The organism is Streptomyces endophyticus (assembly GCF_035798155.1).
GTDB classification, from domain to species: domain Bacteria; phylum Actinomycetota; class Actinomycetes; order Streptomycetales; family Streptomycetaceae; genus Streptomyces; species Streptomyces endophyticus.
Window position 1 is genome coordinate 172,691 of sequence record NZ_JAOZYC010000184.1, and the last position, 25,529, is coordinate 198,219.

Sequence of the window (25,529 nt, forward strand, 5' to 3'; positions counted from 1 at the left end):
GGCCCGCGCGCCCCTGGTCGTATAGCGTGCTCGATCGACTACCGAGCGTCTATTGACCGGACATGGCAGGGTCGTGGCGCCGAAACGTATGCGAAACACCGTTTCGGGCATCCTCAGCGGGGAGTCCGATGGTTTCGGCGCGGCCGAAGAGCGTCGTGCGGCACCGAGTGCCACCATCAGCACGGGCATCACCTGACATGTGGGATCCCGAGCCGCGGGCCCCGAGGGTTCCGTTCCGAGGAGAGAGTGACGATGACCGAGGCAGCTGCCCGGCGCGCACCGGGCACCCCTTGCTGGGTGAGCCTGATGGTGCATGGCATGGACGCGACCCAGGAGTTCTACGGGGCGCTGTTCGGCTGGGAGTTCAGGCCCGGCCCACAGCAGCTCGGCCCGTATGTGCGGGCGCTCCTCGACGGCAAGCAGGTCGCCGGGATCGGTCAGCTGCCGCCCGACCGCCAGCTGCCGATCGCCTGGACCCCCTACCTGGCCTCGGACGACGTGGACGCGACGGCCGAGACGGTGCGGCACTGCGGCGGCACGGTGGGCGTGGGCCCGCTGGACGCCGGGGAGGCCGGCCGGCTGGCGATCGGCTCCGACCCCGCGGGCGCGGTGTTCGGGATCTGGCAGGCCGCCGAGCACGTGGGCTCCGCGGTGACCGGGGTGCCGGGCGCGATGGCGTGGAACGAGCTGGTGACGCGGGAGACCGCGAGCGTCGCGAAGTTCTACCAGGCGGTCTTCGGATACTCCGAAGAGGCCGTCGTCTCCGCCGACTTCGACTTCCTGACCCTGCACCTGGCGGGCCACCCCGTGGCCTCCGTGCACGGGGTCGGCCATGCCCTGCCCCGCGACCACGGACCGCACTGGATGACGTACTTCACGGTCAAGGACGTGGACGAGGCCGTGGAACGGGTCGCCGACCTGGGCGGCCACGTGGTGTCCGCCGCCCGCGAGGGCTCACACGGGCGGGTGGCCACGGTGGCGGACCCGGAGGGGGCCGAGTTCTCGGTGGTGGCGTCCCCGGCCGCGTAGGCGGGCGCTTCCCGGACCCGCGTCGCGTTCAGGCCGATCCGACCGGCAGCACGTCCGGGGAGAGCGCCGCCGCGTGCGCCGTGGCGCTCGTCATCCGCCTGCGGTGATGCCGCCTGCACAGCACCTCGTAGCCGACCTCGTGCGCCAGGTGGTTCACGTCGCCGACGACGACCTGGGCGCCCTCGACGACCATCGCGCCGTTGACCGTACGGGCGTTGTGCGTGGCGCGGGCGCCGCACCAGCACAGCGCCTCGACCTGCAACACCTCGACGCGGTCGGCGAGTTCGACCAGGCGCTGCGAGCCGGGGAACAGCTTGGAGCGGAAGTCCGTGGTGATGCCGAAGGCGAAGACGTCGAGTTCCAGCTCGTCGACGACGCGGGCGAGCTGGTCGATCTGCTCGGGCGCGAGGAACTGCGCCTCGTCCGCGATCAGGTAGTCCACCCTGCCGCCCTGCGAGAGATGCTCGACCACGTAAGCGTAGACATCCAGGTCGTCCGCGACCTCCACGGCGTCCGTGACCAGGCCAAGGCGGGAGGAGAGCTTGCCCTCCCCCGCCCGGTCGTCGCGGGTGAAGATGAGGCCCTGGAGGCCGCGCGCCGAGCGGTTGTGCTCGATCTGCAGAGCGAGGGTCGACTTCCCACAGTCCATCGTTCCGGAGAAGAACACCAGCTCGGGCATGGGAAGTTGAGCACCTTTCGCGATACGTGAGGGGAGTCGCCGAAGTGATCGGCGTGACCGGAGAGGTCAGGACCGCACTTCCAGCAGCGGTACGAGCTGTTCCGCCGGGGTCATCGAGCCGTGGTTGCCGACCATCAGGGATTCCTTCGGCTCGCTTCGCGAGGCGATGAGGACCACGTCGTCACGGGCCGCGGCGATGACATCGCCGAGCCGGTCGTACACACGCTGATCAACCTGCGGACCGAACCAGCCGGCCGCGATCGCCTCGTCGCGCGAGGCGATCCAGAACTGCTCGCCGAGCACCTCGCGCCACACCGTGAGCACGTCGCTCGCGGCGCCCGGCACCGCGTACACATGGCGGGCGCGGCCCTCGCCGCCCAACAGGGCGACGCCCGCGCCCAGTTCCCAGTCGTCGTCGAAGTCGATGCGGGACTGCTCGTCGAAGGCGATGTCGACCATGCCGTGGTCGGCGGTGACGTACAGGGCGCTGCGCGGCGGCAGTTGCTCGGCGAGGCGCTGCGCGAGGCGGTCGACGTACATGAGCTGGCCGCGCCAGGCATCGGAGTCGACACCGAAGCGGTGCCCCTTGCCGTCGACCTCGCTGTAGTACGTGTAGACCAGCGACCGGTCCCCCGCGGCCAACTGCTCGGCGGCCAGGTCCATGCGGTCCTCACCGGAGAGGCGGCCGAAGAACGAGCCGCCGCTGAGGGCGATCTTGGTGAGGGGCGTCGACTCGAAGTGCGGCGCGGAGACCTGTGCCGTGCGAACGCCCGCCTCGTGGGCGCGCTGGAAGATCGTGGGGTACGGCTGCCAGGTCCGCGGCTTCGTCCACGGGTTCCAGCGGAGCTGGTTCATCAGCTCGCCGGTCGCCGGGTTGCGCACCGTGTAGCCGGGCAGACCGTGCGCGCCGGGGGGCAGGCCGGTGCCCACGGAGGCCAGGGAGGTCGCGGTGGTCGCCGGGTAGCCCGCGGTGATCGGGCGTCCGGTGCCGCCGCGCGAGGACGATATGAGCGAGCTGAGGAACGGGGCCTCGTCCGGGTGCGCCTTGAGCTGCTCCCAGCCCAGGCCGTCGATCAGGAACACGCAGGCGCGGTCGACCGGCTCCAGCTCGGGGATGCCGGCGGCACAGCCGGGCACGCCCAGGTGGGCGCCGATGGTGGGCAGCAGATCGGCGAGGGATCCGGTGCCGTACGCCGGGACGGGAGCGGAGTGGACGGGCAGCGGCTCTACGTCGTCCCAGGCGGCCTGCGTCATCGGCGACCCGCGTCCGCGATGGCCTCGGAGAGGGACTGGGCGAAGGTGAGGGCCTCACGCACGGTCTCCGGGCCGTCACCGGCCTCGCTGACGCGCAGGCTCAGGTCGTCCGCGGTCGTGTTGCCCGTGTACCCGTGGTCCGCCTCGCAGTTGGGGTCGCCGCACGTAGCGGGCTCCAGGTCGATGCGGGACACGGCTCCCCAGCCGATGGTGAGGACGACCTCGCGGGGCAGCGATCCCGGGACGTACTTCTCCGGATTGGCGACGACGCGGCTGAGCACGACCGACGAGATCCGGCCGATCTGCACGGACTCCGTCGACGTCGTCGCGTACGACGTCGGGGACGTGCTGTCGGCCGCCTGCTCGTCGGTGTGGCTGACGATGAAGCGGCTGTCAGTCAGGACCAGGACGGTGACATGACGACGGACCTCGTTCGCATCGAACGTGGTCTCCTGGTGCACCAGATACGACGAGATCGGCTCGCCGCCGACCGCGGCCTCCACCGCCTCGGCCACAAGAGCCGGGTAGTAGCCGCTGCGCTCGATCGCCGCTCGCAGCCCTTGGGTCGTCGTACTGGTCTTGGCCATGGGGTCCATCCTAAGGCCCGTAAAGAGACCGCCGGTGCCCCTGTGGATAACTCTCCGTAAGGGCTCCGTACGGGGTGGTCGCGAGGTGGTTCAGTACGCGGCGGGCAGGGTGCGCGGGCCCGATTCGTCACGGCCGTCGCGGGCGGGCGGCGGCGCGAGCCGGACGGAGGCACCGAGGACGGTGAGCCCGTGCTCGGCCACGACGACCGGTTCGAGGGCGACGCCGACGACCTCGGGGTGGTCGTCGACCAGGCGCGACACCCGCTGCAGCAGCTCTTCGAGCGCGGGGGTGTCCACGGGGGCCGCACCGCGCCAGCCGAACAGGATCGGGGATGTCTTGATGGACCGCACGATCGCCTGCGCGTCCTTGTCGGTCACCGGGATCAGCCGGTGCGCGGTGTCACCGAGCAGTTCGGAGGCGGCGCCGGCGAGCCCGAAGGAGAGCACGGCACCCGCTGCCGGATCTATGACGGCCCGTACGACGGTGTCGACTCCGCGCGGCGCCATCGACTGCACGACCGGCCGCAGCTCGGCGGGCTTGCCGAGCCGCTGGGTCAGGTCTTCGTAGGCGCGCCGCAGCTCTCCCTCGCTGGACAGGTCCAGGCGTACGCCGCCGAGGTCGGGGCGGTGCCGCAGATGCGGGGCCGTCGTCTTCAGGGCCACCGGGTACCCGAGCGTGTGCGCCGCCGCCGCGGCCTCGTCCGGGCCGGGCGCGGGCAGTGTGCTGCGCACGTCGATGCCGTAGCGGGACAACAGGGCGCGGGCGTCCTCCGGGGCGAGGTCGGTGCCTCGCGGGTCGCCTTCTTTGGCGAGCAGTTCCGTGATGAGCTCGGCGGCCCCCTGCTCGTCGACGGCGTCGTACTCGGGCACCTTGCCGGGTGCTGCCGCGTCGCGTCGCCACTGGGCGTACTTGGCCACCTGGGAGAGCGCGCGGACGGCGCGCTCGGCGGCCGGGTATGCGGGGATGAGGCGCGGGGTGTGATCCGCCTCGGCGGGGGGCTGCGCGTCCTCGGAGGCCGTCTCGGAGGTGGAGCGCTGCGGTGGCGTGTCGGGCGCGTTGGGCCCCGTGCTGGCCGCCGCGGAGAGTGCTTCCGCGAGGCCGCCGAGCTCGACGTGGACGACGAGCACCGGCTTCGTGGGTCCTGTGGCGGCTGCCGCGCTCAGGGCGGCCGCGAGTTCCGCGTCCTCCGAGGGGCCCTCCCCCACGGCGGGGATCGCGGTGACCACGACGGCGTCCGTCTTCCCGTCGGCCAGTGCCTGCTCCAGGGCGGCCCGGAAGTCAGCGGCGGACGCGGCCGTCGTCAGGTCCAGCGGTGGCTTGGGCCGCAGCCCTTCGGAGAGGCACACGTCGTACGTGAGGAGGCCGAGCGACTCCGAGTTGCCCAGGATGGCGACGCGCGGCCCCTCGGGCAGCGGCTGGCGGGCCAACAGGAGGCCGGTGTCCACGAGTTCGGTGATCGTGTCGACCCGGATGACCCCCGCCTGGCGCAGCAGCGCGGACACGGTGGCGTACGGGAGGCGGGTGGCCCGCACCGCGTGCCCCGTCGGCGCGATGCCGCTGTGCCGGGCGCCCTGCACGACCACCAGGGGCTTGGCGGCGGCGGTGCGGCGGGCGAGGCGGGTGAACTTGCGGGGATTGCCGATCGATTCGAGGTACATGAGGGCGACGTCGGTGTGCGCGTCGTCGTACCAGTACTGAAGGACGTCGTTCCCGGAGACGTCGGCGCGGTTGCCCGCGGAGACGAACGTGGAGACCCCGCTGGCTCCGGTGACGCCCCCGCCCCTGCGGTGCAGGCGGGACAGGAGCGCGATGCCGATGGCGCCGGACTGGGCGAACAGGCCGATACGTCCGGGGCGCGGCATCTCGGGGGCGAGCGAGGCGTTGAGCCGTACCTCCGGTGACGTGTTGACGACCCCGAAGGCGTTCGGCCCGACGATGCGCATCCCGTAGCTGCGGGCCTGACGGACCAGGGCGCGCTGGCGCTCGCGGCCCTCGTCCCCGCTCTCGGCGTAGCCGGCGGAGACCACGACGAGGCCCTGCACACCGCGCTCGCCGCACTCGGCGACGACCTCGGGGACGTCCGGGGCGGGCACGGCGACGACGGCCAGGTCGACGGGGTCGGCCGGATCGATGTCGCGCACGGAGCGGTGGGCGGGTACACCGTCGATCTCGGTGACGTCGCCCCCGAAGGCCTGGTTCACCGCGTACAGGCGTCCGGTGAAGCCCGCGTCCTTCACGTTGTCGAGAACGCTGCGGCCCACTCCTCCGGCCGCACGCCCCACGCCGATCACGGCGACGGAGCCGGGTGCGAGCAGGCGCTGCACCGAGCGGGCCTCCGCGCGCTGCTCGCGCGCGTGCTGCACCGCGAGCGACGCCTCGGTGGGCTCGATGTCGAACTCCAGGCGGACGACGCCGTCCTCGAAGCTGCGCTTCTGCGTGTATCCGGCGTCCCTGAACACCTTGATCATCTTGCTGTTGGCGGGCAGCACCTCGGCGGCGAACCGGCGGATGCCGCGCTCTCGGGCGACGGCCGCGATGTGCTCCAGGAGGGCGGAGGCGACGCCTCGGCCCTGGTGGGCGTCCTGCACGAGGAAGGCGACCTCGGCCTCATCGGCGGGCGCGGTCGCGGCCATGCCCTGCGCGTTGATCCGGTCGTAGCGCACCGTGGCGATGAACTCGCCGCCCACCGTGACCGCGAGACCGACCCGGTCCACGTAGTCGTGGTGGGTGAAGCGGTGCACGTCCTTGGCGGACAGGCGGGGGTAGGGCGCGAAGAAGCGGTAGTACTTCGACTCGTCCGAGACCTGCTCGTAGAAGCTGGTCAGATGCTCGGCGTCCGCGGTCGTGATGGGCCTGATCCGCGCGGTGCCGCCGTCACGCAGCACCACGTCGGCCTCCCAGTGGGCGGGGTACGCATGCCGGTCCGACGCGGTCTCCATGTCGCAAGAGTAGGGCCGGGCACCGACAGATGGCGGTCGGTCGTACGGGTCGCGGCCCGTGCGTACGGAAGGCACCCTATGGAGGACCGAAGGGCCGTGCCGGTGAGGACCTGGGTCCGCGTCACGCACGCCTCCCGATATGGAACACTGGTCTAGACAACCGTGAGACACCTGAAGGGCAGCATCACATGGCTGAGCGCCGCGTCAACGTCGGCTGGGCAGAGGGTCTCCACGCCCGCCCCGCTTCCATCTTCGTCCGCGCTGCCACGGCGGCCGGCGTTCCCGTGACGATCGCCAAGGCCGACGGCAACCCCGTCAACGCCGCCTCCATGCTGGCCGTGCTCGGCCTGGGCGCGCAGGGCGGCGAGGAGATCGTGCTGGCCTCCGACGCCGAGGGCGCGGACGCCGCGCTCGACCGTCTGGCGAAGCTGGTCGCCGAGGGGCTCGAGGAGCTTCCCGAGACCGTCTGACACAAAGACAAAAGCAGTACGGCTGAGCCGCGCGTTCCCCTTCGGGACGCGCGGCTTTTTCGTTCGCCATTGCGGCACGAATTGGGCGACAGAGAAAAGCAGAAACAGGCAGCGGAAATCGGCCCGCACCTCATTCAATCCATTCGCCGAATAGTGCACTTCTTTGTATACGGCGCCGTTGTTAAACCTGGCGGCCCACCGTGTTGACTGCATGTTGCGAAGTCCTCACACGCTCGCCCGCGCGGGGGACACGCAGCCTGTGGGCGGCCGTCGCGCGCTCCGTGTGCAGGGCGGCCAGGGCGCGGGCGCGCTCCGCGTCTCCCCGCGCCACGGCGTCGACGATGGCGCCGTGCTCGGCCCACGACTCGGCCGGCCGGGCCGGGCTCTCCACGGCGTACATCCAGGCGATCTTGTGGCGGAGTTGGGTGAGCAGGGTGATCAGGCCGGGGCTGCCCGAGGCCTGGGCGAGCGTCTCGTGGAACCAGCTGCCGAGGGAGCGCAGATCCTCGCTCTGGCCCCGCCGGGAGCGCTCCTGCCCCAGCCTGACCAGGCCACGCAGGACCTTGAGGTGGGCCTCGGTGCGGCGCTGCGCGGCGCGGGCGGCGCCCATGGGTTCGAGCAGCATGCGGATCTCCAGGAGGTCGGCCGCCTCACGCTCGGTGGGTTCGGCCACGCACGCGCCCGCGTGCCTGCGCGTGACGACGAACCCCTCCGCCTCCAGGGTGCGCAGCGCCTCGCGCACGGGCACGCGCGAGACCCCGTAGCGACGTGCGAGCAGTTCCTCGGTGAGCCTGCCGCCGCGCTCGTAGACGCCGGCGACGATGTCGTCGCGGATCGCTGTGCATACCGACTGTGCGGGAATGCGCATGACTCGACCTCCGCCTCAATGCCCGCGATACGCGGCCTATTGACGCCCGGTCAAGCGCGAATGACACGCGGCCGGAACGTTTACCCGGTGACTCTATTCCACCGGACTTGAATTTCCGACGAGGGAACTGAATCCGGGGATATTTTTTGGACAGTGCGGACCCGCACACGCGAAAGCCCCGGCTCGGTGAGCCGGGGCTTTCGCGGAGTGTGACCTGGTGGGTCAGACGTTCACACCGTGCTGGCGCAGGTACGCGACGGGGTCGATGTCCGAGCCGTAGTCGGCGCCGGTGCGGGCCTCGAAGTGGAGGTGCGGGCCCGTGACGTTGCCGGTGGCCCCTGAGAGACCGATCTGCTGGCCGGGGGTGACGTCCTGGCCGACGGAGACGCCGATCGAGGACATGTGACCGTACTGGGTGTACGTACCGTCGTTCATCTTGATCACGACGTTGTTGCCGTACGCGCCGCCCCAGCCGGCCTCGACGACGGTGCCCCTGCCGACCGCGTGCACCGAAGTGCCGCTGGACGCGTGGAAGTCGATGCCGGTGTGGCTGCCGGAGGACCACAGGCCGCTGCCGGCCTGGTAGGCGGTGGAGACGTAGGAGCCGGAGATCGGCGACACGAAGCTGTTCAGGCGCTTGCGCTCGGCCTCGCGGGCGGCGCGCTCCTTGGCCTCGCGCTCCTTCTCGGCCTTCTCGGCGGCGCGCTTCTTGGCCTCCGCCTCGGCCTTGCGCTTGGCCTCCTCGGCCTTCTTCTTGGCCTCTGCCTCGGCCTTCGCCTGGGCGGCGGCCTTCTGCTGCGCCGTGGCCTGCGCGTCGATCTTCTCGGCCAGCGAGTCGCCGATCGCCACGGCCTGCGTGAGGCCGTCGTGCGGGGCTATCGCGGTGTCGGCGGCGAGGGCGGGGGCGGCGAGGCCACCCACCACGCCCGTCGTGGTGATTGCGGCGACGCCCGCGACCTGAGCGGTGGTACGCGTCAGGCGGCTGGGACGGCGGTGCTTCCCGGTGGCACGGGTGAACCCCATGAAGTGGCTGGTCCTTTCCTTCCTTCTCGCCTACCGGGTTAGCTGACGGGTTCGGAGCAGGAAGGTCTCCTACAGGCCCCCTCCCCTGACGGGAAGAGCGCCCGATTCACCCCAGGGACTTCGGTGGGTCCCCGGCTCCCCTGGCTCGCACCACGGGGACTCGGCGATGACTGTCCGGTGTCGCGGGCGCGACGTACGTCTGGCGAACAGCCGGAGGGAACGCTAAGCGGGGCGTCTTTGAATCAACAAACGGAACCCGACTTTTGTAGTGCACGCCACAGGGCAGACAGGTAACCTCTACGCCAATTCGGACATTTGTGATCGTGTAGTGATTGAAGGTGATCGTGGCGTGTCTCGGGAGACGAACTCAGCCCGCGACCACCGTGACTTCGCCGATGCCGAGCGCCTTGACCGGCTCCTCGATCTGCGCGGCGTCGCCCACCAGGATCGTCACCAGACGGTCCGCGGGGAACGCGCTCACGACGGCGGCCGTGGCCTCCACGGTGCCCGTGGCGGCCAGCTGCCGGTACACCTGCGCCTGGAAGTCGTCCGGCAGGTGCTGCTCGACCTGGTCGGCGAGGGTGCTCGCGACGGCCGCGGCGGTCTCGAACTTCAGCGGGGCCACACCCACCAAGTTCTGTACGGCGGTGTCCCGTTCGGCATCCGTGAGCCCCTCGGCCGCCAGCGTGCGCAGGACCTTCCACAGGTCGTCGAGCGCGGGTCCGGTGTTCGGAGTGTCCACCGAGCCGCTGATGGCGAGCATCGCGGCACCGCTGCCGTCGGGCGCAGAGCGCAGCACCTGGGCGAAGGACCGCACTCCGTAGGTGTAGCCCTTCTCCTCGCGCAGGACGCGGTCCAGGCGTGACGTGAGGGTGCCGCCCAGGCAGTACGTGCCGAGGACCTGCGCGGCCCACACACGGTCGTGCTTGTCCGGTCCGACCCGGCCCAGGAGCAACTGCGTCTGCACGGCGCCCGGGCGGTCCACGATGACCACGCGACCGGTGTCGTCGGCGACGACCGGCGGCACGGGGCGCGGCTCGGCACCGCCGCCGGTCCAGGCGCCGAGCGTGTCGGCGAGGAGGGCGTCCAGGTCGATGCCCGTCAGGTCACCCACGACGACGGCCGTGGCGGTGGCGGGGCGTACATGCCGGTCGTAGAAGGCACGCACGGCCGCCGCGTCGATGGCCGAGACGGTCTCCTCGGTGCCCTGGCGCGGACGCGACACGCGCGCGTCGGCCGGGAAGAGCTGCTTGGAGAGCTCCTTGGCGGCGCGCCGGGCCGGATTGGCGCTCTCGTGCGGGATCTCGTCCAGGCGGTTGCGGACGAGGCGCTCGATCTCGCTGTCGTCGAAGGCCGGGGCGCGCAGGGCGTCGGCCAGCAGGGCGAGACCCTTGGAGAGGCGGGAGGCCGGCACTTCGAGGGAGGCACGGACGCCGGGGTGGTCGGCATGCGCGTCCATCGTGGCGCCGCAGCGCTCCAGCTCAGCGGCGAACTCCTCGGCGGAGTGCTTGTCGGTGCCTTCGTTGAAGGCCCGCGCCATGATCGTCGCGACGCCGTCGAGACCCTTCGGTTCGGCGTCCAGCGGCGCGTCCAGGTGCACCTCCACGGCGACCACCTGCTGACCGGGCCGGTGGCAGCGCAGCATCGTCAGGCCGTTGGGGAGCACGCCGCGCTCCGGGGCCGGGAACGCCCAGGGCTTGGGCTCGCCCGCCTGCGGCCGGGGATGAAAGTCCATGTTCGCGAGCTGCTCTGTCACTGGCCCGCCTCCTCAGCGTTCTCGGCGGTCTCGGCGGTCTCGGAGTGCTCGGTGTCGGCGGGCGCGGTCGGCTCGTACACGAGGGACGCGCGGTTGTCGGGGCGCAGGCGCGCCTTGGCGATCTCCTGGACCTCCTCGGCGGTCACGTCCAGGACGCGTCCCACGGCGGTCAGGGCGAGCTGCGGGTCGCCGAACAGGACGGCGTAGCGGCACAGCTCGTCGGCGCGCCCCGCGACCGTGCCCAGGCGGTCCAGCCACTCGCGCTCCAACTGTGCCTGGGCCCGCTCCATTTCCTCGGGACTCGGGCCCTCCTCGGCGAACCGGGCGAGCTCCTCGTCGACGGCGGCCTCGATGACCGGCACCTCGACGTCTCCGGAAGTCTTCACGTCCAGCCATCCCAGGGACGGCGCTCCGGCGAGGCGCAGCAGGCCGAAGCCGGCCGCCACAGCGGTGCGGTCACGGCGTACGAGCCGGTTGTACAGGCGCGAGGACTCGCCGCCACCCAGAACGGTGAGGGCGAGGTCGGCGGCGTCGCACGCACGCGTGCCGTCCTGCGGGAGCCGGTAGGCCGACATCAGGGCGCGCGCCGGGACCTCCTCCTCGATGAGCTCGCGCTGCTGCTCGCCGATGGTCTCCGGGAGGGCGCCGTCGCGCGGAGCGGGCTTGCCGTCATGGCCGGGGATGGAGCCGAAGTACCGCTCGACCCAGGCCAGCGTCCGCTCGGGGTCGATGTCGCCGACGATCGACAGCACCGCGTTGTTGGGCGCGTAGTAGGTGCGGAAGAAGTTCCGCGCGTCTTCGAGGGTGGCCGCGTCCAGGTCGGCCATGGAGCCGATGGGCGTGTGGTGGTACGGGTGCCCCTCGGGGTACATGAGGGCGGTCAGCTTCTCGAACGCGGTGCCGTAGGGCACGTTGTCGTAGCGCTGGCGCCGCTCGTTCTTCACGACATCCCGCTGGTTCTCCATCGACTCTTCGTCAAGAGCCGTGAGGAGCGAGCCCATGCGGTCGGCCTCCAGCCACAGCGCGAGCTCCAGCTGGTGGGCGGGCATGGTCTCGAAGTAGTTGGTGCGCTCGAAGCTCGTCGTACCGTTGAGCGAGCCGCCCGCGCCCTGGACGAACTCGAAGTGCCCGTTGCCGTGCACCTGCTTCGAGCCCTGGAACATCAGGTGCTCGAAGAGGTGAGCCAGGCCCGTACGGCCCTTGACCTCGTGGCGCGAGCCGACGTCGTACCAGAGGCAGACCGCCGCGACCGGGGTCAGATGATCCTCGGAGAGCACCACGCGCAGGCCGTTGGCCAGCCGGTGCTCGGTCGCTGTCAGGCCGCCGGAGCCGGCCTCGGCGGTGGCCGTGTGACCCATGGGCATGTACGTCCCTTCGATCGCGGTACAACGCGAATACGCGGTGAGTTCTGGACTGCGGCAGGTCCTGGAACACTGAACTGCTGCGAGTGCTGCCACTGTATGCAAGCGTGCTGGCACCTGGCGAAGTTCCCGCCGGAGCTACGCCGTGAGTGAGCAGGCGGCCCTCTCGGGGCCGCGCGACACCCGGTACTGAAGGGCCGCGAGCGGCGTTGTCAGTGCGGCGGTCCACAATGGTCCGCGACAGTTCCCGTTCATGTAACCGTTCTTGTAGGTGAAGGAGCCGCAGCCGCGATGGCCCGCCGCAGCACGAAGACCCCGCCGCCCGACGACTTCGAGGAGAAGATCCTCGACGTCGACGTGGTCGACGAAATGCAGGGCTCCTACCTGGAGTACGCGTACTCGGTCATCTACTCACGCGCCCTGCCCGACGCCCGCGACGGGATGAAGCCCGTCCACCGTCGGATCGTCTACCAGATGAACGAGATGGACCTGCGCCCCGAGCGCGGCTACGTGAAGTGCGCCCGCGTCGTCGGCGAGGTCATGGGTAAGTTGCACCCCCATGGCGACTCGTCGATCTACGACGCACTGGTGCGCCTCGCCCAGCCGTTCTCCATGCGCGTCCCCCTGGTGGACGGGCACGGGAACTTCGGCTCCCTGGGCAATGACGACCGCCCGGCCGCCATGCGGTACACCGAGTGCAAGATGGACGCCGCCGCGTCCCTCATGACGGAGTCGATCGAAGAGAACACCGTCGACTTCATTTCGAACTACGACGGCCAGGAGCAGGAGCCGCTCGTCCTCCCGGCGGCGTACCCGAACCTGCTGGTGAACGGCGCGTCGGGCATCGCGGTCGGCATGGCGACGAACATGGCGCCGCACAACCTGGGCGAAGTGATCGCCGCCGCGCGGCACTTGATCCGGCACCCGGGCGCCGACCTCGACACGCTCATGAAGTTCGTTCCGGGCCCCGACCTGCCGACGGGCGGCCGGATCGTCGGCCTGTCCGGCATCAGGGACGCGTACGAGACCGGCCGCGGCACGTTCAAGATCCGCTCGACGGTCGCCGTGGAGAATGTGACGGCGCGCCGCAAGGGCCTGGTCGTCACCGAGCTGCCCTTCGCGGTCGGTCCCGAGAAGGTCATCACGAAGATCAAGGAACTGGTCGGTTCCAAGAAGCTCCAGGGCATCGCCGACGTCAAGGACCTCACGGACCGCGCGCACGGCCTGCGCCTGGTCATCGAGATCAAGAACGGCTTCGTGCCGGAGGCCGTCCTGGAGCAGCTCTACAAGCTGACGGCCATGGAGGAGTCCTTCGGCATCAACAACGTGGCCCTGGTGGACGGGCAGCCGCTCACCCTCGGCCTCAAGGAACTCCTCGAGGTCTACCTGGACCACCGCTTCGACGTGGTGCGCCGCCGCAGCGAGTTCCGCCGCAGCAAGAAGCAGGACCGGCTCCACCTGGTGGAGGGCCTCCTCGTCGCCCTGGTGGACATCGACGAGGTCATCCGCATCATCCGCTCCAGCGAGAACAGCGCGCAGGCCAAGGAGCGCCTGATCGAGCGCTTCTCGCTGAGCGAGGTCCAGACGCAGTACATCCTGGACACGCCGCTGCGCCGCCTCACGAAGTTCGACCGCATCGAGCTGGACGCGGAGCGCGACAAGCTCAACGGCGAGATCGACGAGCTGACCGGCATCCTCGACTCCGACACCGAGCTGCGCAAGCTGGTCTCCGCCGAACTGGCGGCCGTGGCCAAGAAGTTCGGCGACGACCGGCGCACGGTGCTTCTGGAGTCGGCGGGCGCCCCGGTGTCCGCGGCGCCGCTCCAGGTCGCCGACGACCCCTGCCGCGTGCTGCTCTCCTCGACCGGGCTGCTGGCCCGTACGGCGAACGGCGATCCCTTCACCGAAGGTGAAGACACCAAGCGCACAAAGCACGACGTGATCGTCTCCTCGGTCCCGGCGACGGCGCGCGGCGAGATCGGCGTCGTCACGTCCGGGGGTCGTCTGCTGCGTCTGAACGTGGTCGACCTGCCACAGCTCCCGGACTCGGCCGCCGCGCCGAACCTCTCCGGAGGAGCCCCGGTCGCCGAGTTCCTCCCCTCCCTGGAGGCGGACGAGACGGTCGTGTGTCTCATGACCCTGGACGAGTCCTCGCCCGGCCTGGCGATCGGCACCGAACAGGGAATCGTGAAGCGCGTGGTGCCCGACTATCCGTCCCACAAGGAGGAGCTGGAGGTCATCACCCTCAAGGACGGTGACCGCATCGTCGGCGCCGCGGAGCTGCGCACCGGTGAGGAAGACCTGATCTTCATCACGGACGACGCACAGTTGTTGCGCTTCCAGGCCTCCATCGTGCGCCCGCAGGGCCGTGCGGCGGGCGGCATGTCCGGCATGAAGCTGGCGACAGGCGCGAAGGTCATCTCGTTCACCGCGGTCGACCCGGCGGTCGACGCGGTGGTGTTCACCGTGGCCGGCTCGCGCGGCACGCTGGACGACTCGGTGCAGACGACGGCCAAGCTGACGCCGTTCGACCAGTACCCGAGGAAGGGGCGTGCCACGGGCGGCGTCCGCTGTCAGCGTTTCCTGAAGGGCGAGGACTGCCTGAGCCTGGCCTGGGCAGGACCGGCACCCGCGCGTGCCGCGCAGAAGAACGGCACGCCGGCCGAGCTGCCCGAGATGGACCCGCGCCGAGACGGTTCGGGCGTTTCACTGCCGAAGACGGTGGCGTCGACGGCGGGCCCGATCTAGAGCACGTAGTCCGCGACTTCCTCCGCCTCGCCCTTGTCCTGCACGTAGCGGAGGACGCCCCACATGCCCTGCTCGTCCACGGCATGTGGGGCGTCGCTCTTGGCGGCGTCGAGCTGCTTGCCGAGGGCGGTCGCGTCGATGCCCGATCCGATCAGCACGAGCTGAGTGAGGCGCTCCTCGCCGCTCGGCCACGGCTCCGGGTAGAACCTCAGGAAGCGCCCCACGGCATGGACGGCGTAGCGGTTGTCCCTGTCGCCCGCACCGAAGTCGACATATCCCTTGATGCGGTAGAGCCCCTCGGGCCTGCTGTCCAGGAACGCGATCAGCCGGCGGGGGTCCATGGGCACTTCGGAGGTGAACGCGACGCTGTCGTAGGCGGCGTGCAGATGCCCGTCGTGCGCCGCGTGTTCGTCATCGCCTCCATGGTCGTCATGCTTGTGCAGATCATCGAAGGACAGCTGCCCGATCCGCTCTTCGGTGGGGCGGCAGTCGAAGAGCAGCGCCGGGTCGATGCGCCCGTACGACGCGGACACGACGGCGGCCCGGCCGGCCGCGGCCCGCACGACGCCCAGGACCCGCTCACGCTCGTCCGGGCCCACGCGGTCGCCCTTGTTCACCACGACCAGGTCCGCGATCCCCAGGTGCCGCTCCACCTCGGGGTGCTTCTCTCGGGTGGCGTCGAACTCGGCGGTGTCGACGACCTCGATCAACCCTCCGTACACGATCCGCGGGTTGTCGCTGGCCAGCACCATGCGCACGAGCTCTTGAGGCTCCGCGATGCCACTCGCCTCGATCACGATGACGTCAATGGCATGCATGTCATTGACGGGGCGGGTCAACTTATCGAGATACACGTCAAGTTCACTGGCGTCCACCGCGCAACACAGGCATCCGTTGCCGAGCGCGACCGTCGAGTCGCCCAGCTGTCCGGCGACCGCCATGGCGTCGATCTCGATCGACCCGAAGTCGTTGACGATCGCCCCGATCCGGGTGCCCCCGCTGCGGTGCAGCAGATGGTTGAGCAAGGTGGTCTTCCCCGACCCCAGAAAGCCGGCGAGGACGACGACGGGGATCTGCTGCGGGCTGGCCTTGCTCAACGCGACCTCTCTCACACCGAATCGCAAGCCGCGGCGTACGCCGCAGCGCACGCCGGTTCAGGGTCCGGCTCTCGTACGAAGAATGAATGCCGCCCCAGGATACGAGCGGCTGGAAAGCCCGCGAAGTGAACGATTGCTAACGACGTCCGCTGGGCACACGTTGGACATGGCGCCGGTTTTCGCGAACTGAGCACCCACCCGTGCGCCTCCTCTCCGCCTCCCGCCGATCAGAGCCGCTCGGCACCCTGGGAGTCGGCAAGCGCGCCGCCCACCGCCGCCGGTCTCCGTCTCCGTCGCCCCGCATCCGACGACCGGCGCACGGTCGCCTGAATCGGGGTTTGTCATGGCCACACAGAGTCAAGGAATGTGCCGAACGGTAGTCGCCGCTGCCGTGGGCGGACTCGCGGGTGGCACCGCGACGCATTTGTGGCATCGCTTCGGCCCGGGCACGAAGTGGGCCTCGGAAGAACGCCGCCGCCTGGCCCGCGCACATCAGCAGCGCATGCACTGGGAGTTGCTGAGCAAGGCCATCGACGATCCCGACCTCGCGGTCGTGATCGACAATTACGGCCTGGACCTCACTCCGCAGAAGCGGCGTCAATACATGTACGCCAACCTCTGGTACATCAACGCCTTCCACCTCTACGAAGCCGGCCTACTGGACCTGAAGGAACTCTTCGGCCACCTGCGCGAGCTGTTCCAGAGTCCGCTCATCTGCGAGTACTGGGAAGCCACCCGGCCGCACCGCGCCGCCCTGGACCCGGCCTCCACGGAAGCGGAGATCGGGCGGATGGCCGAGGAACTCTTCCAAGAGATGGCAGCAGCTGCGGACACGGAGGAATGGTGGGTGGTGGGCGAGCCGCCTTCGGATTGACGCACCTGTTGACGCACCTGCCGGAGCAAGATTCCCCCGTAGTGGTGAAGTTGGCCGACAACTCCCGCTACTGGAAGGCGAATCGGTACCCTTGCGCCTGAATCGGCGCACTACTGTGACGGCGTCACGTCACTCCTCAAGAAGGAACCGGTTCCCGTGAAGATCGTACGCCGCATCGGAGTACCCCCCAGCGCCCGCGGCAGTGCCTCCGGCGCCACTTGCCCCGATGTCTTCGAACTCAGCGATGGGAACTTCGCCGTGATCGGCACGGAGGCCACCGCGGAGCTCCGGAGTGAACTCCCCTCGGACGCCGGGGTCGCCGACTATGAGCGCATTGTCATCGTGAACCGGGAGACGCTGGTGCGCGCCAAGGAAGACATTCCGGACATCTGATGGCTGCCGCCCTGTCGACACCCCGTGCTCCCGGATGTCGAGGTTCACAGTGCCCCCGATAGCCATGGCTTTGTCCGATGTCAACGAAACCCTGACGGCCGTGGGCGGCTTCGCCGCCGGCGTCGCGGCGCTCATCGTCGCGTTGGACGCAAAGCGCCGCAGACGCTCAGCCAACGGCGGCCGCACCTCAGCGTCGAACCCTGACGGCCGTCCGCCCAACGGCCAAGCGCCTGACGCATGACAGAGGCCCACGCACCACATCAGCACTCGGGGCCCGACAGCAGCCACCTGTCGGGCTCCGTCCATGCCGTCAGGCCGCGGCGGTCGGCACCGCCACCGGCGGCTCGACTCCCACATATCGCGCCGCCGGGCGGATGATCTTCGAATCCTCCGACTGTTCAAGGATGTTGGCGCTCCAGCCGACGACCCGGGCCGCCGCGAACGTCGGCGTGAACATGGTGCGCGGCAGTCCGCACAGCTCCATGACCACGCCCGCGTAGAACTCCACGTTCGTGTGCAGTTCACGGCCCGGCTTCAGCTCCGCGAGGATCGCCTCCACCTGGCTCTCGACCTGGACCGCGAACTCAACCAACGGGCCGCCGAACCGCTCCGCGATTCCACGCAGCATGCGCGAGCGCGGATCCTCCGTGCGGTAGACGGGGTGGCCGAAGCCCATGATCCGCTCACCCGCGAGCACCCGCTCCCGAATCCAGGAGTCGATGCGATCCGGCGTGCCGATCGCGTCCAGCGTGTCGAGCGCACGGCTGGGCGCCCCGCCGTGCAGCGGCCCGGACAGCGCTCCGACCGCCCCGACCAGGGAGGCCGCGACATCGGCTCCGGTCGACGCGATGACACGACCCGTGAACGTTGATGCATTGAATCCGTGATCAATGGTTGAGATCAGGTATTGCTCGATGGCTCGTGCATGCGTGGGGTGCGGCTCAGAACCCGTCAACATGTACAGGTAGTTGGCCGCGTACGAGAGGTCCCCGCGCGGCTCCACGGGTTCGAGCCCCTCACCGAGCCGATGCAGCGCGGTGAGCATCGTGGGGACCACGGCCGTCGCCGCCACGGCATCCGCGCGGCGCCGGGCCGGGTCGATGTCATACACGGGCCGAAAGCCCCGGGAAGCACCGAAAAGCGAGAGCGCCGTACGCAGCCCGGCGAGCGGCCCCGAGACCGCACCGGCCCGGGCGATCGCCGGCAGCGCGGCCCGTACATCCTCAGGCAACCCACGCTGCCCGGCGGTCTCACGCGCGAAGGCCGCCGACCGCTCGGCGTCGGGCAGCTCGCCATGGAGCATCAAGTGCCACACGTCCTCGAAGCTGCGGGTCTCCGCGAGCTCGACGGCGGAGTACTGGCGGTAGTGGTAGAAGCCCTCGCGCCCCCTAACGTCCCCAAGTTCGGTGTCGGTGACGACGACACCGGCGAGCCCGCGCGGTACGTCGACGGCCGTGGCGGCCGCACTCCCGTTGATCGGCATGTTTCCTCCCTGGACTTGATTTGACTGTCCATGCTTGACTCGATAACTGTCAATATTGATTGAATCAATGCATGGTGACCCGGATACGGTGACACGCATGAGGGATCAAGAACCTGCACCGACGCAGCGGGCCCGCCGCCTGACCACCAAGGAAACCGCCGAACTGCTCGGCGTGAAGCCCGAGACGGTGTACGCCTACGTGAGCCGCGGGCAGCTCACCAGCAGGCGCGGGGAGAGCACGCGCGGCAGCACCTTCGACGCCTCCGAGGTCGAAGCGCTCGCCCGCCGCAACAGGCGGGAGACCACGGCCGGTTCAGGCTCGGGCGAGCTGTCGGTGCGCACGCGGCTCACCCTCATCGACGACGACCGGTACTTCTTCCGAGGGGTCGACGCGGTACAGCTCGCGTCCCGCCACTCGTACGAGGAGGTCGCGGAGTGGCTGTGGACGGGCAGGCTGCGCCCCGGCACCCGGTTCACCGCCCCCAAGGAGTCCCTCTCCGCGGCCCGCAAGGCCATGGCCGCCCTGCCCGAACTCAGCAGCCCCATCGACCGGTTGAGGGTGGCGGCTGTCGCCGCGGCGACAGCGGACCCGTTGCGCTACGACCTGTCCGAGGACTCCGTGCTCGGCGCCGCCCGGACCCTCATCCCCACGCTCGCGGCCGCGCTGCCCCTCGTACGGACGACGTACGTGGACGGCGCGCCGATCGCCCAGCGCCTGTGGGGGCGGCTGACCTACTGGGAGCCCGACGAGGCGTCACTGCGTGTCCTGGACATGGCCCTTGCCCTGCTGGTCGATCACGACCTCGCGGCCTCGACACTCGCGGTGCGCGTCGCCGCGTCCGCGCGTGCGCACACCTACGCCGCCGTCTCGGCGGGCCTGGGCGTCCTGGAGGGGCCGTTGCACGGGGCCGCGAGCGGTCTGGCCCACCGGATGCTGCTGGACGTCCTCGACCGGGGCAGCGCGGGCGCCGTGGTCGCCGACGAACTGCGGTCCGGCCGCCGCGTACCCGGGCTCGGCCACCGCCTCTACCAGGGCGAGGACCCACGCGCACAGGCGCTGTTCGCGGCGCTGGAGGATCTGCCCAGGGCGCAACCCGCGCTGATGGCGGCCCGCGACGTCGTGGCGACGACCGCGCGCCACACAGACCTGCACGCCAATGTGGACCTGGCCCTCGCCGTCTTCACCGCCTCGTTCGGGATGCCGGCGGAAGCAGGCGAGACGCTCTTCGCCGTCGCGCGCACGGCGGGCTGGATCGCGCACGCCTTGGAGGAGTACGGCGAACGTCCTCTCCGTATGCGTCCGACGGGACACTACGTAGGCCTGCGCCCGCCGCAGCCCCTGCCATCGGCTTCCGCGGCGGAGTGACCGGGCGGGCGGGTTAGGGTCGCCGCTGTGAATACGTGCACGACCGCCTCGCGGGATCTTGAGGAGCCTCTGGCCGGGTCGGCGGCCACCGCACGCACCTGGCTGCTGATCGAGCAGCCGGGGCCGTGGGGCGCGAAGGCCCTGGTCTCCAGCCACCTCGACCCCGAGGTGGGCCGCGCTGTGGAGGCGGCGGCAGACGGCACGGGGGTGCGCGTCGCCCTCATCCGCCGTCCGGGCCGGCACGCGGACCACCATGCCTCACAGCGCCACCGGGTGTACGTGGCCCACACAGTGCCGGGGAACACCTGGCTGCGCAGCACCACAGTCGCGGCTCCTGAAGAGCTGCTGCGGCTCGACTTCGCCGCCTTGGGATCGGGTCGGCACGGCGGCTTCGGCGCACCCTACGAAGGCGAGCCCCTCGCCTTCGTCTGCACGAACGGGAAGCGCGACCGATGCTGCGCGCTTCTGGGACGGCCACTGGCCTCTGCCCTCTCCTCCTCCGGAGGCGAGGGTTCCGGAGGTGAGGGTGTCTGGGAAATCACGCACCTGGGAGGCCACCGCTTCTCCCCCACTCTCCTTGTGCTGCCCTACGGCTACGCGTACGGAAGGTCCTCGGCCGCCGACGTCAAGGAGGTCCTTCATGCGGTGCGCTCGGACCGGATCGTGCTCCATGGCTGCCGCGGCAGTTCCGCCTGGGACCGTCCAGGGCAGGCCGCCGAGCTCGCCGTGCGCCGGACGACCGCCGAGTACCGTGCCGGTGTCCTGAGCGTCGTACACACGACATCGGTGGATCGACCAACCGATCCACCTGTTGATGCGCACGCGTACAACGCGTACTGGGACGTGACCATCGCCCACATGGACGGCCGCCGCTGGACGGTCGTGGTCGCCCGCGGTGCCTCGCTCCCGCCCCGGCCGGAGAGCTGTGGCGCCGCGCTCGGATCGCCGGCCCGTATGGATGTCGTCGCTGTGCGTGAGGCTTCCGCCCTGCGCGGCTGACCGGGGCGCTCCCGGTCGGAAGCGGCGGGGAGATCCGCGCCACAAGGCCTTCGACCAGGGCCGACGGGCCCGTACCGTTCTGAGCCATGAGCTCGACTCCCCCTGCCCGCCGGCTGCGCTTCGGCCTCCCCAAACGGGTGTTCGCCCAAGTGCTGCTGATGCAGGTGGCGATCGCCGCGGGAGTGGCGGTGCTCGCCACGGGGCTCTTCCTCGCGCCGCTGAGCGACCAGCTCGACGACCAGGCCATGCGCAGGGCCCTGGCCATCGCGCAGACCACGGCGGCGGAGCCCCGGATCGCCGAGGAGCTGCGTTCCTCGCGACCGAGTCCTGACGGTCCTGTGCAGGCAGCGGCGGAGCGGATCCGCCGGGCCAGCGGCGCCGAGTACGTCGTGATCATGAACCGGGAGGGCGTCCGCTGGTCGCACACCGATCGCGGCCGGATCGGACACGTCGTGTCGACGGACCCCAGCACGGCGCTGGCGGGCCGCGCGGTCATGGAGATCGACGAGGGGACGCTCGGCCGCTCCGCGCGCGGCAAAGTCCCCCTGAGGGCCGCGGACGGGGCCATCGTCGGAGCCGTCTCGGTCGGCATCGAGTACGACAGCGTCCGCGCGCGCCTCATCCACGCCATCCCGGGCCTGTTCGCGTACGCGGGAGGGGCCCTGGCCGTCGGGGCGCTCGCCGCGTATCTGATCTCGCGGCGGGTCCAGCGGCAGACCCGTGACCTGGCCTTCTCGGACATCTCGGCGCTCCTTGCCGAGCGCGAGGCCATGCTGCACGGCATTCGCGAGGGCGTCGTGGCATTGGACCGCGGCGGGCGGATACGCCTGCTCAACGACGAGGCGCAGCGGCTGCTCGGCGTGGACCCGAAGGTGATCGGACAGCCACTGGACGAGGCGCTCGGCGCGGGGCGTACGACGGATGTGCTCACGGGCCAGGTCTCCGGGACCGACCTGCTCACCGTCCGCGGACAGCGCGTCCTGGTCGCGAACCGGATGCCCACCGACGACGGGGGCGCGGTCGCCACCCTGCGCGACCGCACCGAGCTGGAGCAGCTGGGCCGCGAACTCGACTCCACGCGCGGCCTGATCGACGCCCTGCGCGCGCAGGACCATGAACACGCGAACCGCATGCATACGTTGTTGGGTCTTCTGGAGCTGGAGATGTACGAGGAGGCCGTGGACTTCGTCGGCGAGGTGGCGGGGACGCGCCGGGTGACCGCGGAGCAGATCACCGAGCGGATCGAGGACCCCTTGCTCTCGGCCCTGATGGTGGGCAAGGCGACCGTGGCCGCGGAGCGCGGTGTCGCGTTCGGGATCTCCGGGGACACCTGGCTGCCGGACCGCCTCGTCGATCCGCGCGGCCTCGTCACGATCGTCGGCAACCTGGTCGACAACGCCCTGGACGCGGCCGCCGGTTCGGGGCAGCACGCGCGCGTGGAGGTGGTGCTGCGGGCCGAAGGCCGTAGCGCCGTCCTACGGGTACGCGATTCGGGTCCTGGCGTCCCCGCCGACCAGCGGGAGACCGTCTTCGTGGAAGGCTGGTCCACCAAGGAGCCACCGGCCCACGGCAAGCGCGGCATCGGGCTCGCCCTGGTCCGCAGGTTCTCCGAGCGACAGGGCGGCACGGCCGAGGTGACCCGGTCGCCCCTCGGAGGCGCCGAATTCGTCGTCGTCCTGCCGGAGGCCCTCACCCTGGACGTGCCGGACGTGCCGGACGTGACCGAGGAGGCCCGATGATCGACGTACTGGTCGTGGACGACGACATCCGTGTGGCCGACGTGAATGCCGCCTATGTGGCGAAGGTTCCCGGCTTCCGTGTCGCGGCGACCGCGCACAGTGCCGCGGAGGCACTCGACCGGATCGAGGAGCTCCACGTCGATCTGGTGCTGCTCGACCACTATCTGCCGGACCGGACGGGCCTGGCGCTCGCCCGGACGGTGCGCGAACGCGGCCACCAGATCGACGTGATCATGGTGACCGCGGCGCGCGACGTGGGGACCGTACAAGCCGCGATGCGCCACGGGGCGCTGCAGTACTTGGTCAAGCCGTTCTCGTTCGCGGGCCTGCGGGGCAAGTTGGAGGCGTACGCGGCGCTGCGACGCACCCTCGACGGCGGCGGCGAGGCGGAGCAGGCGGAGGTCGACCAAATCTTCGGCGCGCTCTCCGCCGGACCCGCGCCCGAGCTGCCCAAGGGGCACTCACCCACCACCGCCGAGCACGTCCGCCGGGCGATGATGACCGCCGAAGGCCCGCTCTCGGCACAGGAGTTGGCCGACGCCACCGGGCTCAGCAGGCAGACCGCCCAGCGCTACCTCAAGCTCCTGGAGCGCACCGGGCGGGTAAGGCTGAGCCTCAAGTACGGCGACACCGGGCGGCCCGAGCACCGCTACGAGTGGGCCGCCAGCCGCTGACTCGACTCCCGCAGGGGCGTGTCAGACCGCCCCTGCGCCCGTCAGCGCCCGTACCTCGGTCTCCGCGTGCTTGGCCTCGTCCGGCTCCTCGGGGGAGGTCACGGTGCCCAGCCAGCCCGCGAGGAAGCCGAGCGGGATCGAGACGAGCCCGGGGTTCTCCAGCGGGAAGTACTGGAAGTCCACGCCGGGGAACAGCGATGTGGGGCTCCCGGAGAGCACCGGGGACAGCACCACGAGCACCAGCGCGGGCACCAGGCCGCCGTACACCGACCACACGGCGCCCCGCGTGGTAAACCCGCGCCAGAACAGCGAGTAGAGCAGCACCGGCAGATTGGCCGACGCGGCGACCGCGAACGCGAGCCCGACCAGGAACGCCACATTCAGGTCCCGCGCCACCAGCCCGAGCCCGATCGCGAGCACGCCGACACCGGCCGCGGCGACCCGCGCGACCGCGACCTCGCTCCACTGCCTGCCACCGCGCTTTCCGTCAGGTCCGCCTCTACGGAGTGAGGCGTACAGGTCGTGCGCCACGGAGGCCGAGGATGCCAGCGTGATCCCGGCGACGACGGCGAGGATGGTGGCGAAGGCGACCGCGGCGACGATCGCGAACAGCACCGTGCCCCCGGTGGAGTCCGCGCCGCCGCCCAGGTCGAGGGCGAGCAGCGGAACCGCCGTGTTCCCCGCGGCGTTCGAGCCCCGTACGGCATCGGGGCCCACGAGGGCCGCGGCACCGAACCCGAGCACGATCGTCATCAGGTAGAAACTGCCGATGAGCCCGATGGACCACACGACCGAGCGGCGCGCGGCCCGCGCGGTCGGCACGGTGTAGAAGCGCGACAGGATGTGCGGAAGGCCCGCCGTGCCGAGCACGAGCGCGAGGCCCAGGCTGATGAAGTCGAAGCGAGCGGTCCAGCTTCCCCCGTACTTCAGACCGGGCACGAGGAAGTCCGAGCCGTGCCCGCTGCGTGCGGCGGCGGTGCGCAGCAGCTGGTCGAAGTCACCGTGGAAGCGCGCCAGGACGAGCACCGTCAGGGTGATGGCCCCGCCCATGAGCAGGACGGCCTTCACGATCTGGATCCACGTGGTGGCCCGCATCCCTCCCATCGACACATAGATGACCATGAGCGCACCCACGCCGACCACGGTCCAGGCCTGCGCGGCGCCACTCGCCTCCCCCAGCAGCAGCGCGACCAGGCTTCCCGCACCCACCATCTGCGCCACCAGATACAGAACGGACACGGTCACCGAGGAAGTTCCCGCGGCGATGCGCACCGGCCGCTCCCGCATCCGGGCCGCGACGACGTCGGCGAGCGTGAACCGGCCGCAGTTGCGCACCAGTTCGGCCACGAGGAAGAGGACCACGAGCCAGGCCACGAGGAAGCCGACCGAGTAGAGCAGCCCGTCGTAGCCGAACAGTGCGATCAGTCCGGAGATACCGAGGAAGGACGCGGCCGACATGTAGTCACCCGCGATGGCGAATCCGTTCTCCATGGGCGAGAACAGCCGGCCGCCCGCGTAGAACTCCTCTGCCGAACCGTGTCGCTTGCGGCTCGCCCAGGTCGTGATGGCGAGCGTGACCGCAACGAACGCGCTGAACAGGACCAGCGCCAGGGTCTGATGCGTCCCGGTCACCGCTGGCCGCCCTCGCCGCGCGCAGTATCGTTCACGCGTGCGTGCCCGACGATGCCGCGCGTCATCTCCTGCGTGTCCCACCGCAGTTCGAGCGCCGCGCGATCGCGACGCAGCCGCGCGTGGCGCGCATACAGCCACGTCAGCAGGAACGTGCTCGCGAACTGCCCGAGGCCCGCCACCATCGCCACGTTCACGGCGCCCGCGACCGGTTGGGCCATCAAGCCGGGCGCCGTCGTGGCGGCCACGATGTACGCGACGTACCAGGCGAAGAAGAGCGCGACCGCAGGGAAGACGAACCGCCGGTAGCGCCTGCGCACCTCCTGAAACGCCGGGCTGCGCTGCACCTCCAGGTAGACCCCCGCCGCGCTCCGCTCGGACGGCGCGGCCGGGGCAGGCACCGCGGCCGACTGCACGCCCGGGCCGCGCCACTCACCCCATTCCGCGTCCGGCTCGTCGTACCAGGGATCGCCGCGGCCCCTCGTGGCAACGGCCCTGGGCCGCGCGGTCGCGCGCCCGTCGTGCTTGTCCACCGAACTCTCCTTGTCCGCGGCCCACTG

Annotated in this window: 21 protein-coding genes and 1 riboswitch; of the genes, 9 read left to right on the forward strand and 12 right to left on the reverse strand. The window is 70.6% G+C overall.

All coding sequences use genetic code 11. The annotated features are described in order from the left end of the window. The first annotated feature begins 252 nt into the window (after nt 1-252). Nucleotides 253-1,029 carry a VOC family protein gene (locus OKJ99_RS37145; protein WP_326022779.1) on the forward strand — a complete coding sequence of 259 codons (777 nt, stop codon included), beginning with the start codon at nt 253-255 and terminating at the stop codon, nt 1,027-1,029. A 28-nt stretch (nt 1,030-1,057) separates the two neighbouring features. Here OKJ99_RS37145 and OKJ99_RS37150 read toward each other — a convergent pair whose 3' ends face one another. The 4 genes from OKJ99_RS37150 to OKJ99_RS37165 form a co-directional block, all read right to left on the reverse strand. Next, the gene (locus OKJ99_RS37150) at nt 1,058-1,708 is read right to left on the reverse strand and encodes a thymidine kinase (protein ID WP_326022780.1); all 651 of its coding nucleotides are present in this window, start codon (nt 1,706-1,708) and stop codon (nt 1,058-1,060) included. Nucleotides 1,709-1,774: 66 nt separating this feature from the next. Next, nucleotides 1,775-2,962 (reverse strand): alkaline phosphatase family protein, encoded by a 1,188-nt coding sequence (locus OKJ99_RS37155; protein WP_326022782.1) that lies wholly within the window; start codon nt 2,960-2,962, stop codon nt 1,775-1,777. Next, nucleotides 2,959-3,558, reverse strand: coding sequence for a DUF5998 family protein (locus tag OKJ99_RS37160; protein ID WP_326022784.1), 600 nt, complete (start codon nt 3,556-3,558; stop codon nt 2,959-2,961). Before OKJ99_RS37160 ends, OKJ99_RS37155 begins: the two co-directional genes overlap by 4 nt. A gap of 81 nt (nt 3,559-3,639) precedes the next feature. Continuing rightward, on the reverse strand, nt 3,640-6,489 hold the full coding sequence (locus OKJ99_RS37165; RefSeq protein WP_326022786.1) for a bifunctional acetate--CoA ligase family protein/GNAT family N-acetyltransferase: 2,850 nt from the start codon (nt 6,487-6,489) through the stop codon (nt 3,640-3,642). Between the two features lie 188 nt (nt 6,490-6,677). Between OKJ99_RS37165 and OKJ99_RS37170 the strand changes: the two genes are divergently transcribed. Further along, entirely contained in the window at nt 6,678-6,959 is a 282-nt protein-coding gene (locus OKJ99_RS37170) for an HPr family phosphocarrier protein (RefSeq protein WP_030021209.1), read from the forward strand. A gap of 181 nt (nt 6,960-7,140) precedes the next feature. Here OKJ99_RS37170 and OKJ99_RS37175 read toward each other — a convergent pair whose 3' ends face one another. From OKJ99_RS37175 to OKJ99_RS37190, 4 genes are all read right to left on the reverse strand, one after another. Continuing rightward, entirely contained in the window at nt 7,141-7,827 is a 687-nt protein-coding gene (locus tag OKJ99_RS37175) for a GntR family transcriptional regulator (protein WP_326022788.1), read from the reverse strand. 222 nt (nt 7,828-8,049) lie between these two features. Beyond that, the gene (locus OKJ99_RS37180; RefSeq protein WP_326022789.1) at nt 8,050-8,850 is read right to left on the reverse strand and encodes a M23 family metallopeptidase; all 801 of its coding nucleotides are present in this window, start codon (nt 8,848-8,850) and stop codon (nt 8,050-8,052) included. A gap of 13 nt (nt 8,851-8,863) precedes the next feature. Beyond that, a riboswitch (cyclic di-AMP (ydaO/yuaA leader) is annotated at nt 8,864-9,026 on the reverse strand. A 191-nt stretch (nt 9,027-9,217) separates the two neighbouring features. After that, on the reverse strand, nt 9,218-10,585 hold the full coding sequence (locus OKJ99_RS37185; protein ID WP_326022825.1) for a M16 family metallopeptidase: 1,368 nt from the start codon (nt 10,583-10,585) through the stop codon (nt 9,218-9,220). Nucleotides 10,586-10,602: 17 nt separating this feature from the next. After that, nucleotides 10,603-11,964, reverse strand: a complete 1,362-nt coding sequence (locus OKJ99_RS37190; RefSeq protein WP_326022826.1) for a M16 family metallopeptidase — start codon at nt 11,962-11,964, stop codon at nt 10,603-10,605. 294 nt (nt 11,965-12,258) lie between these two features. Here OKJ99_RS37190 and OKJ99_RS37195 point away from each other — a divergent pair, with 294 nt between their 5' ends. Beyond that, a complete protein-coding gene (locus tag OKJ99_RS37195; RefSeq protein ID WP_326022791.1) occupies nt 12,259-14,715 on the forward strand; it encodes a DNA gyrase/topoisomerase IV subunit A in 2,457 nt (818 codons plus the stop codon). Here the strand turns inward: OKJ99_RS37195 and OKJ99_RS37200 are convergent. Continuing rightward, nucleotides 14,712-15,812, reverse strand: a complete 1,101-nt coding sequence (locus tag OKJ99_RS37200; protein WP_326022792.1) for a CobW family GTP-binding protein — start codon at nt 15,810-15,812, stop codon at nt 14,712-14,714. The genes OKJ99_RS37195 and OKJ99_RS37200 overlap by 4 nt on opposite strands. 364 nt (nt 15,813-16,176) lie before the next feature. On the opposite strand from OKJ99_RS37200, the gene OKJ99_RS37205 reads away from it, so the two are divergent. Together OKJ99_RS37205 and OKJ99_RS37210 are read left to right on the forward strand one after the other, a co-directional pair. Beyond that, entirely contained in the window at nt 16,177-16,686 is a 510-nt protein-coding gene (locus OKJ99_RS37205) for a DUF6082 family protein (RefSeq protein WP_326022793.1), read from the forward strand. Between the two features lie 156 nt (nt 16,687-16,842). Next, nucleotides 16,843-17,079: a hypothetical protein gene (locus tag OKJ99_RS37210; RefSeq protein WP_326022795.1), complete on the forward strand. Its 237-nt coding sequence runs from the start codon at nt 16,843-16,845 to the stop codon at nt 17,077-17,079. 310 nt (nt 17,080-17,389) lie between these two features. Here the strand turns inward: OKJ99_RS37210 and OKJ99_RS37215 are convergent, their stop codons facing one another. Next, on the reverse strand, nt 17,390-18,562 hold the full coding sequence (locus OKJ99_RS37215) for a citrate synthase/methylcitrate synthase (RefSeq protein WP_326022796.1): 1,173 nt from the start codon (nt 18,560-18,562) through the stop codon (nt 17,390-17,392). Nucleotides 18,563-18,659: 97 nt separating this feature from the next. Here OKJ99_RS37215 and OKJ99_RS37220 point away from each other — a divergent pair, with 97 nt between their 5' ends. The 4 genes from OKJ99_RS37220 to OKJ99_RS37235 all read left to right on the forward strand — a co-directional run bounded on the left by OKJ99_RS37220 (nt 18,660) and on the right by OKJ99_RS37235 (nt 23,340). Next, entirely contained in the window at nt 18,660-19,928 is a 1,269-nt protein-coding gene (locus OKJ99_RS37220; RefSeq protein ID WP_326022797.1) for a citrate synthase family protein, read from the forward strand. A gap of 27 nt (nt 19,929-19,955) precedes the next feature. Further along, nucleotides 19,956-20,927 carry a sucrase ferredoxin gene (locus OKJ99_RS37225; protein WP_326022798.1) on the forward strand — a complete coding sequence of 324 codons (972 nt, stop codon included), beginning with the start codon at nt 19,956-19,958 and terminating at the stop codon, nt 20,925-20,927. Between the two features lie 86 nt (nt 20,928-21,013). Then, nucleotides 21,014-22,666 carry a sensor histidine kinase gene (locus OKJ99_RS37230; protein WP_326022799.1) on the forward strand — a complete coding sequence of 551 codons (1,653 nt, stop codon included), beginning with the start codon at nt 21,014-21,016 and terminating at the stop codon, nt 22,664-22,666. Continuing rightward, the gene (locus OKJ99_RS37235) at nt 22,663-23,340 is read left to right on the forward strand and encodes a response regulator (protein WP_326022801.1); all 678 of its coding nucleotides are present in this window, start codon (nt 22,663-22,665) and stop codon (nt 23,338-23,340) included. The genes OKJ99_RS37230 and OKJ99_RS37235 overlap by 4 nt, the downstream gene beginning before the upstream one ends. Nucleotides 23,341-23,361: 21 nt before the next feature. Here the strand turns inward: OKJ99_RS37235 and OKJ99_RS37240 are convergent, their stop codons facing one another. Together OKJ99_RS37240 and OKJ99_RS37245 are read right to left on the reverse strand one after the other, a co-directional pair. Next, a complete protein-coding gene (locus tag OKJ99_RS37240) occupies nt 23,362-24,972 on the reverse strand; it encodes a solute symporter family protein (RefSeq protein WP_326022802.1) in 1,611 nt (536 codons plus the stop codon). Next, nucleotides 24,969-25,502 carry a DUF485 domain-containing protein gene (locus OKJ99_RS37245; RefSeq protein WP_326022803.1) on the reverse strand — a complete coding sequence of 178 codons (534 nt, stop codon included), beginning with the start codon at nt 25,500-25,502 and terminating at the stop codon, nt 24,969-24,971. Before OKJ99_RS37245 ends, OKJ99_RS37240 begins: the two co-directional genes overlap by 4 nt. Between the last annotated feature and the right edge of the window lie 27 nt (nt 25,503-25,529).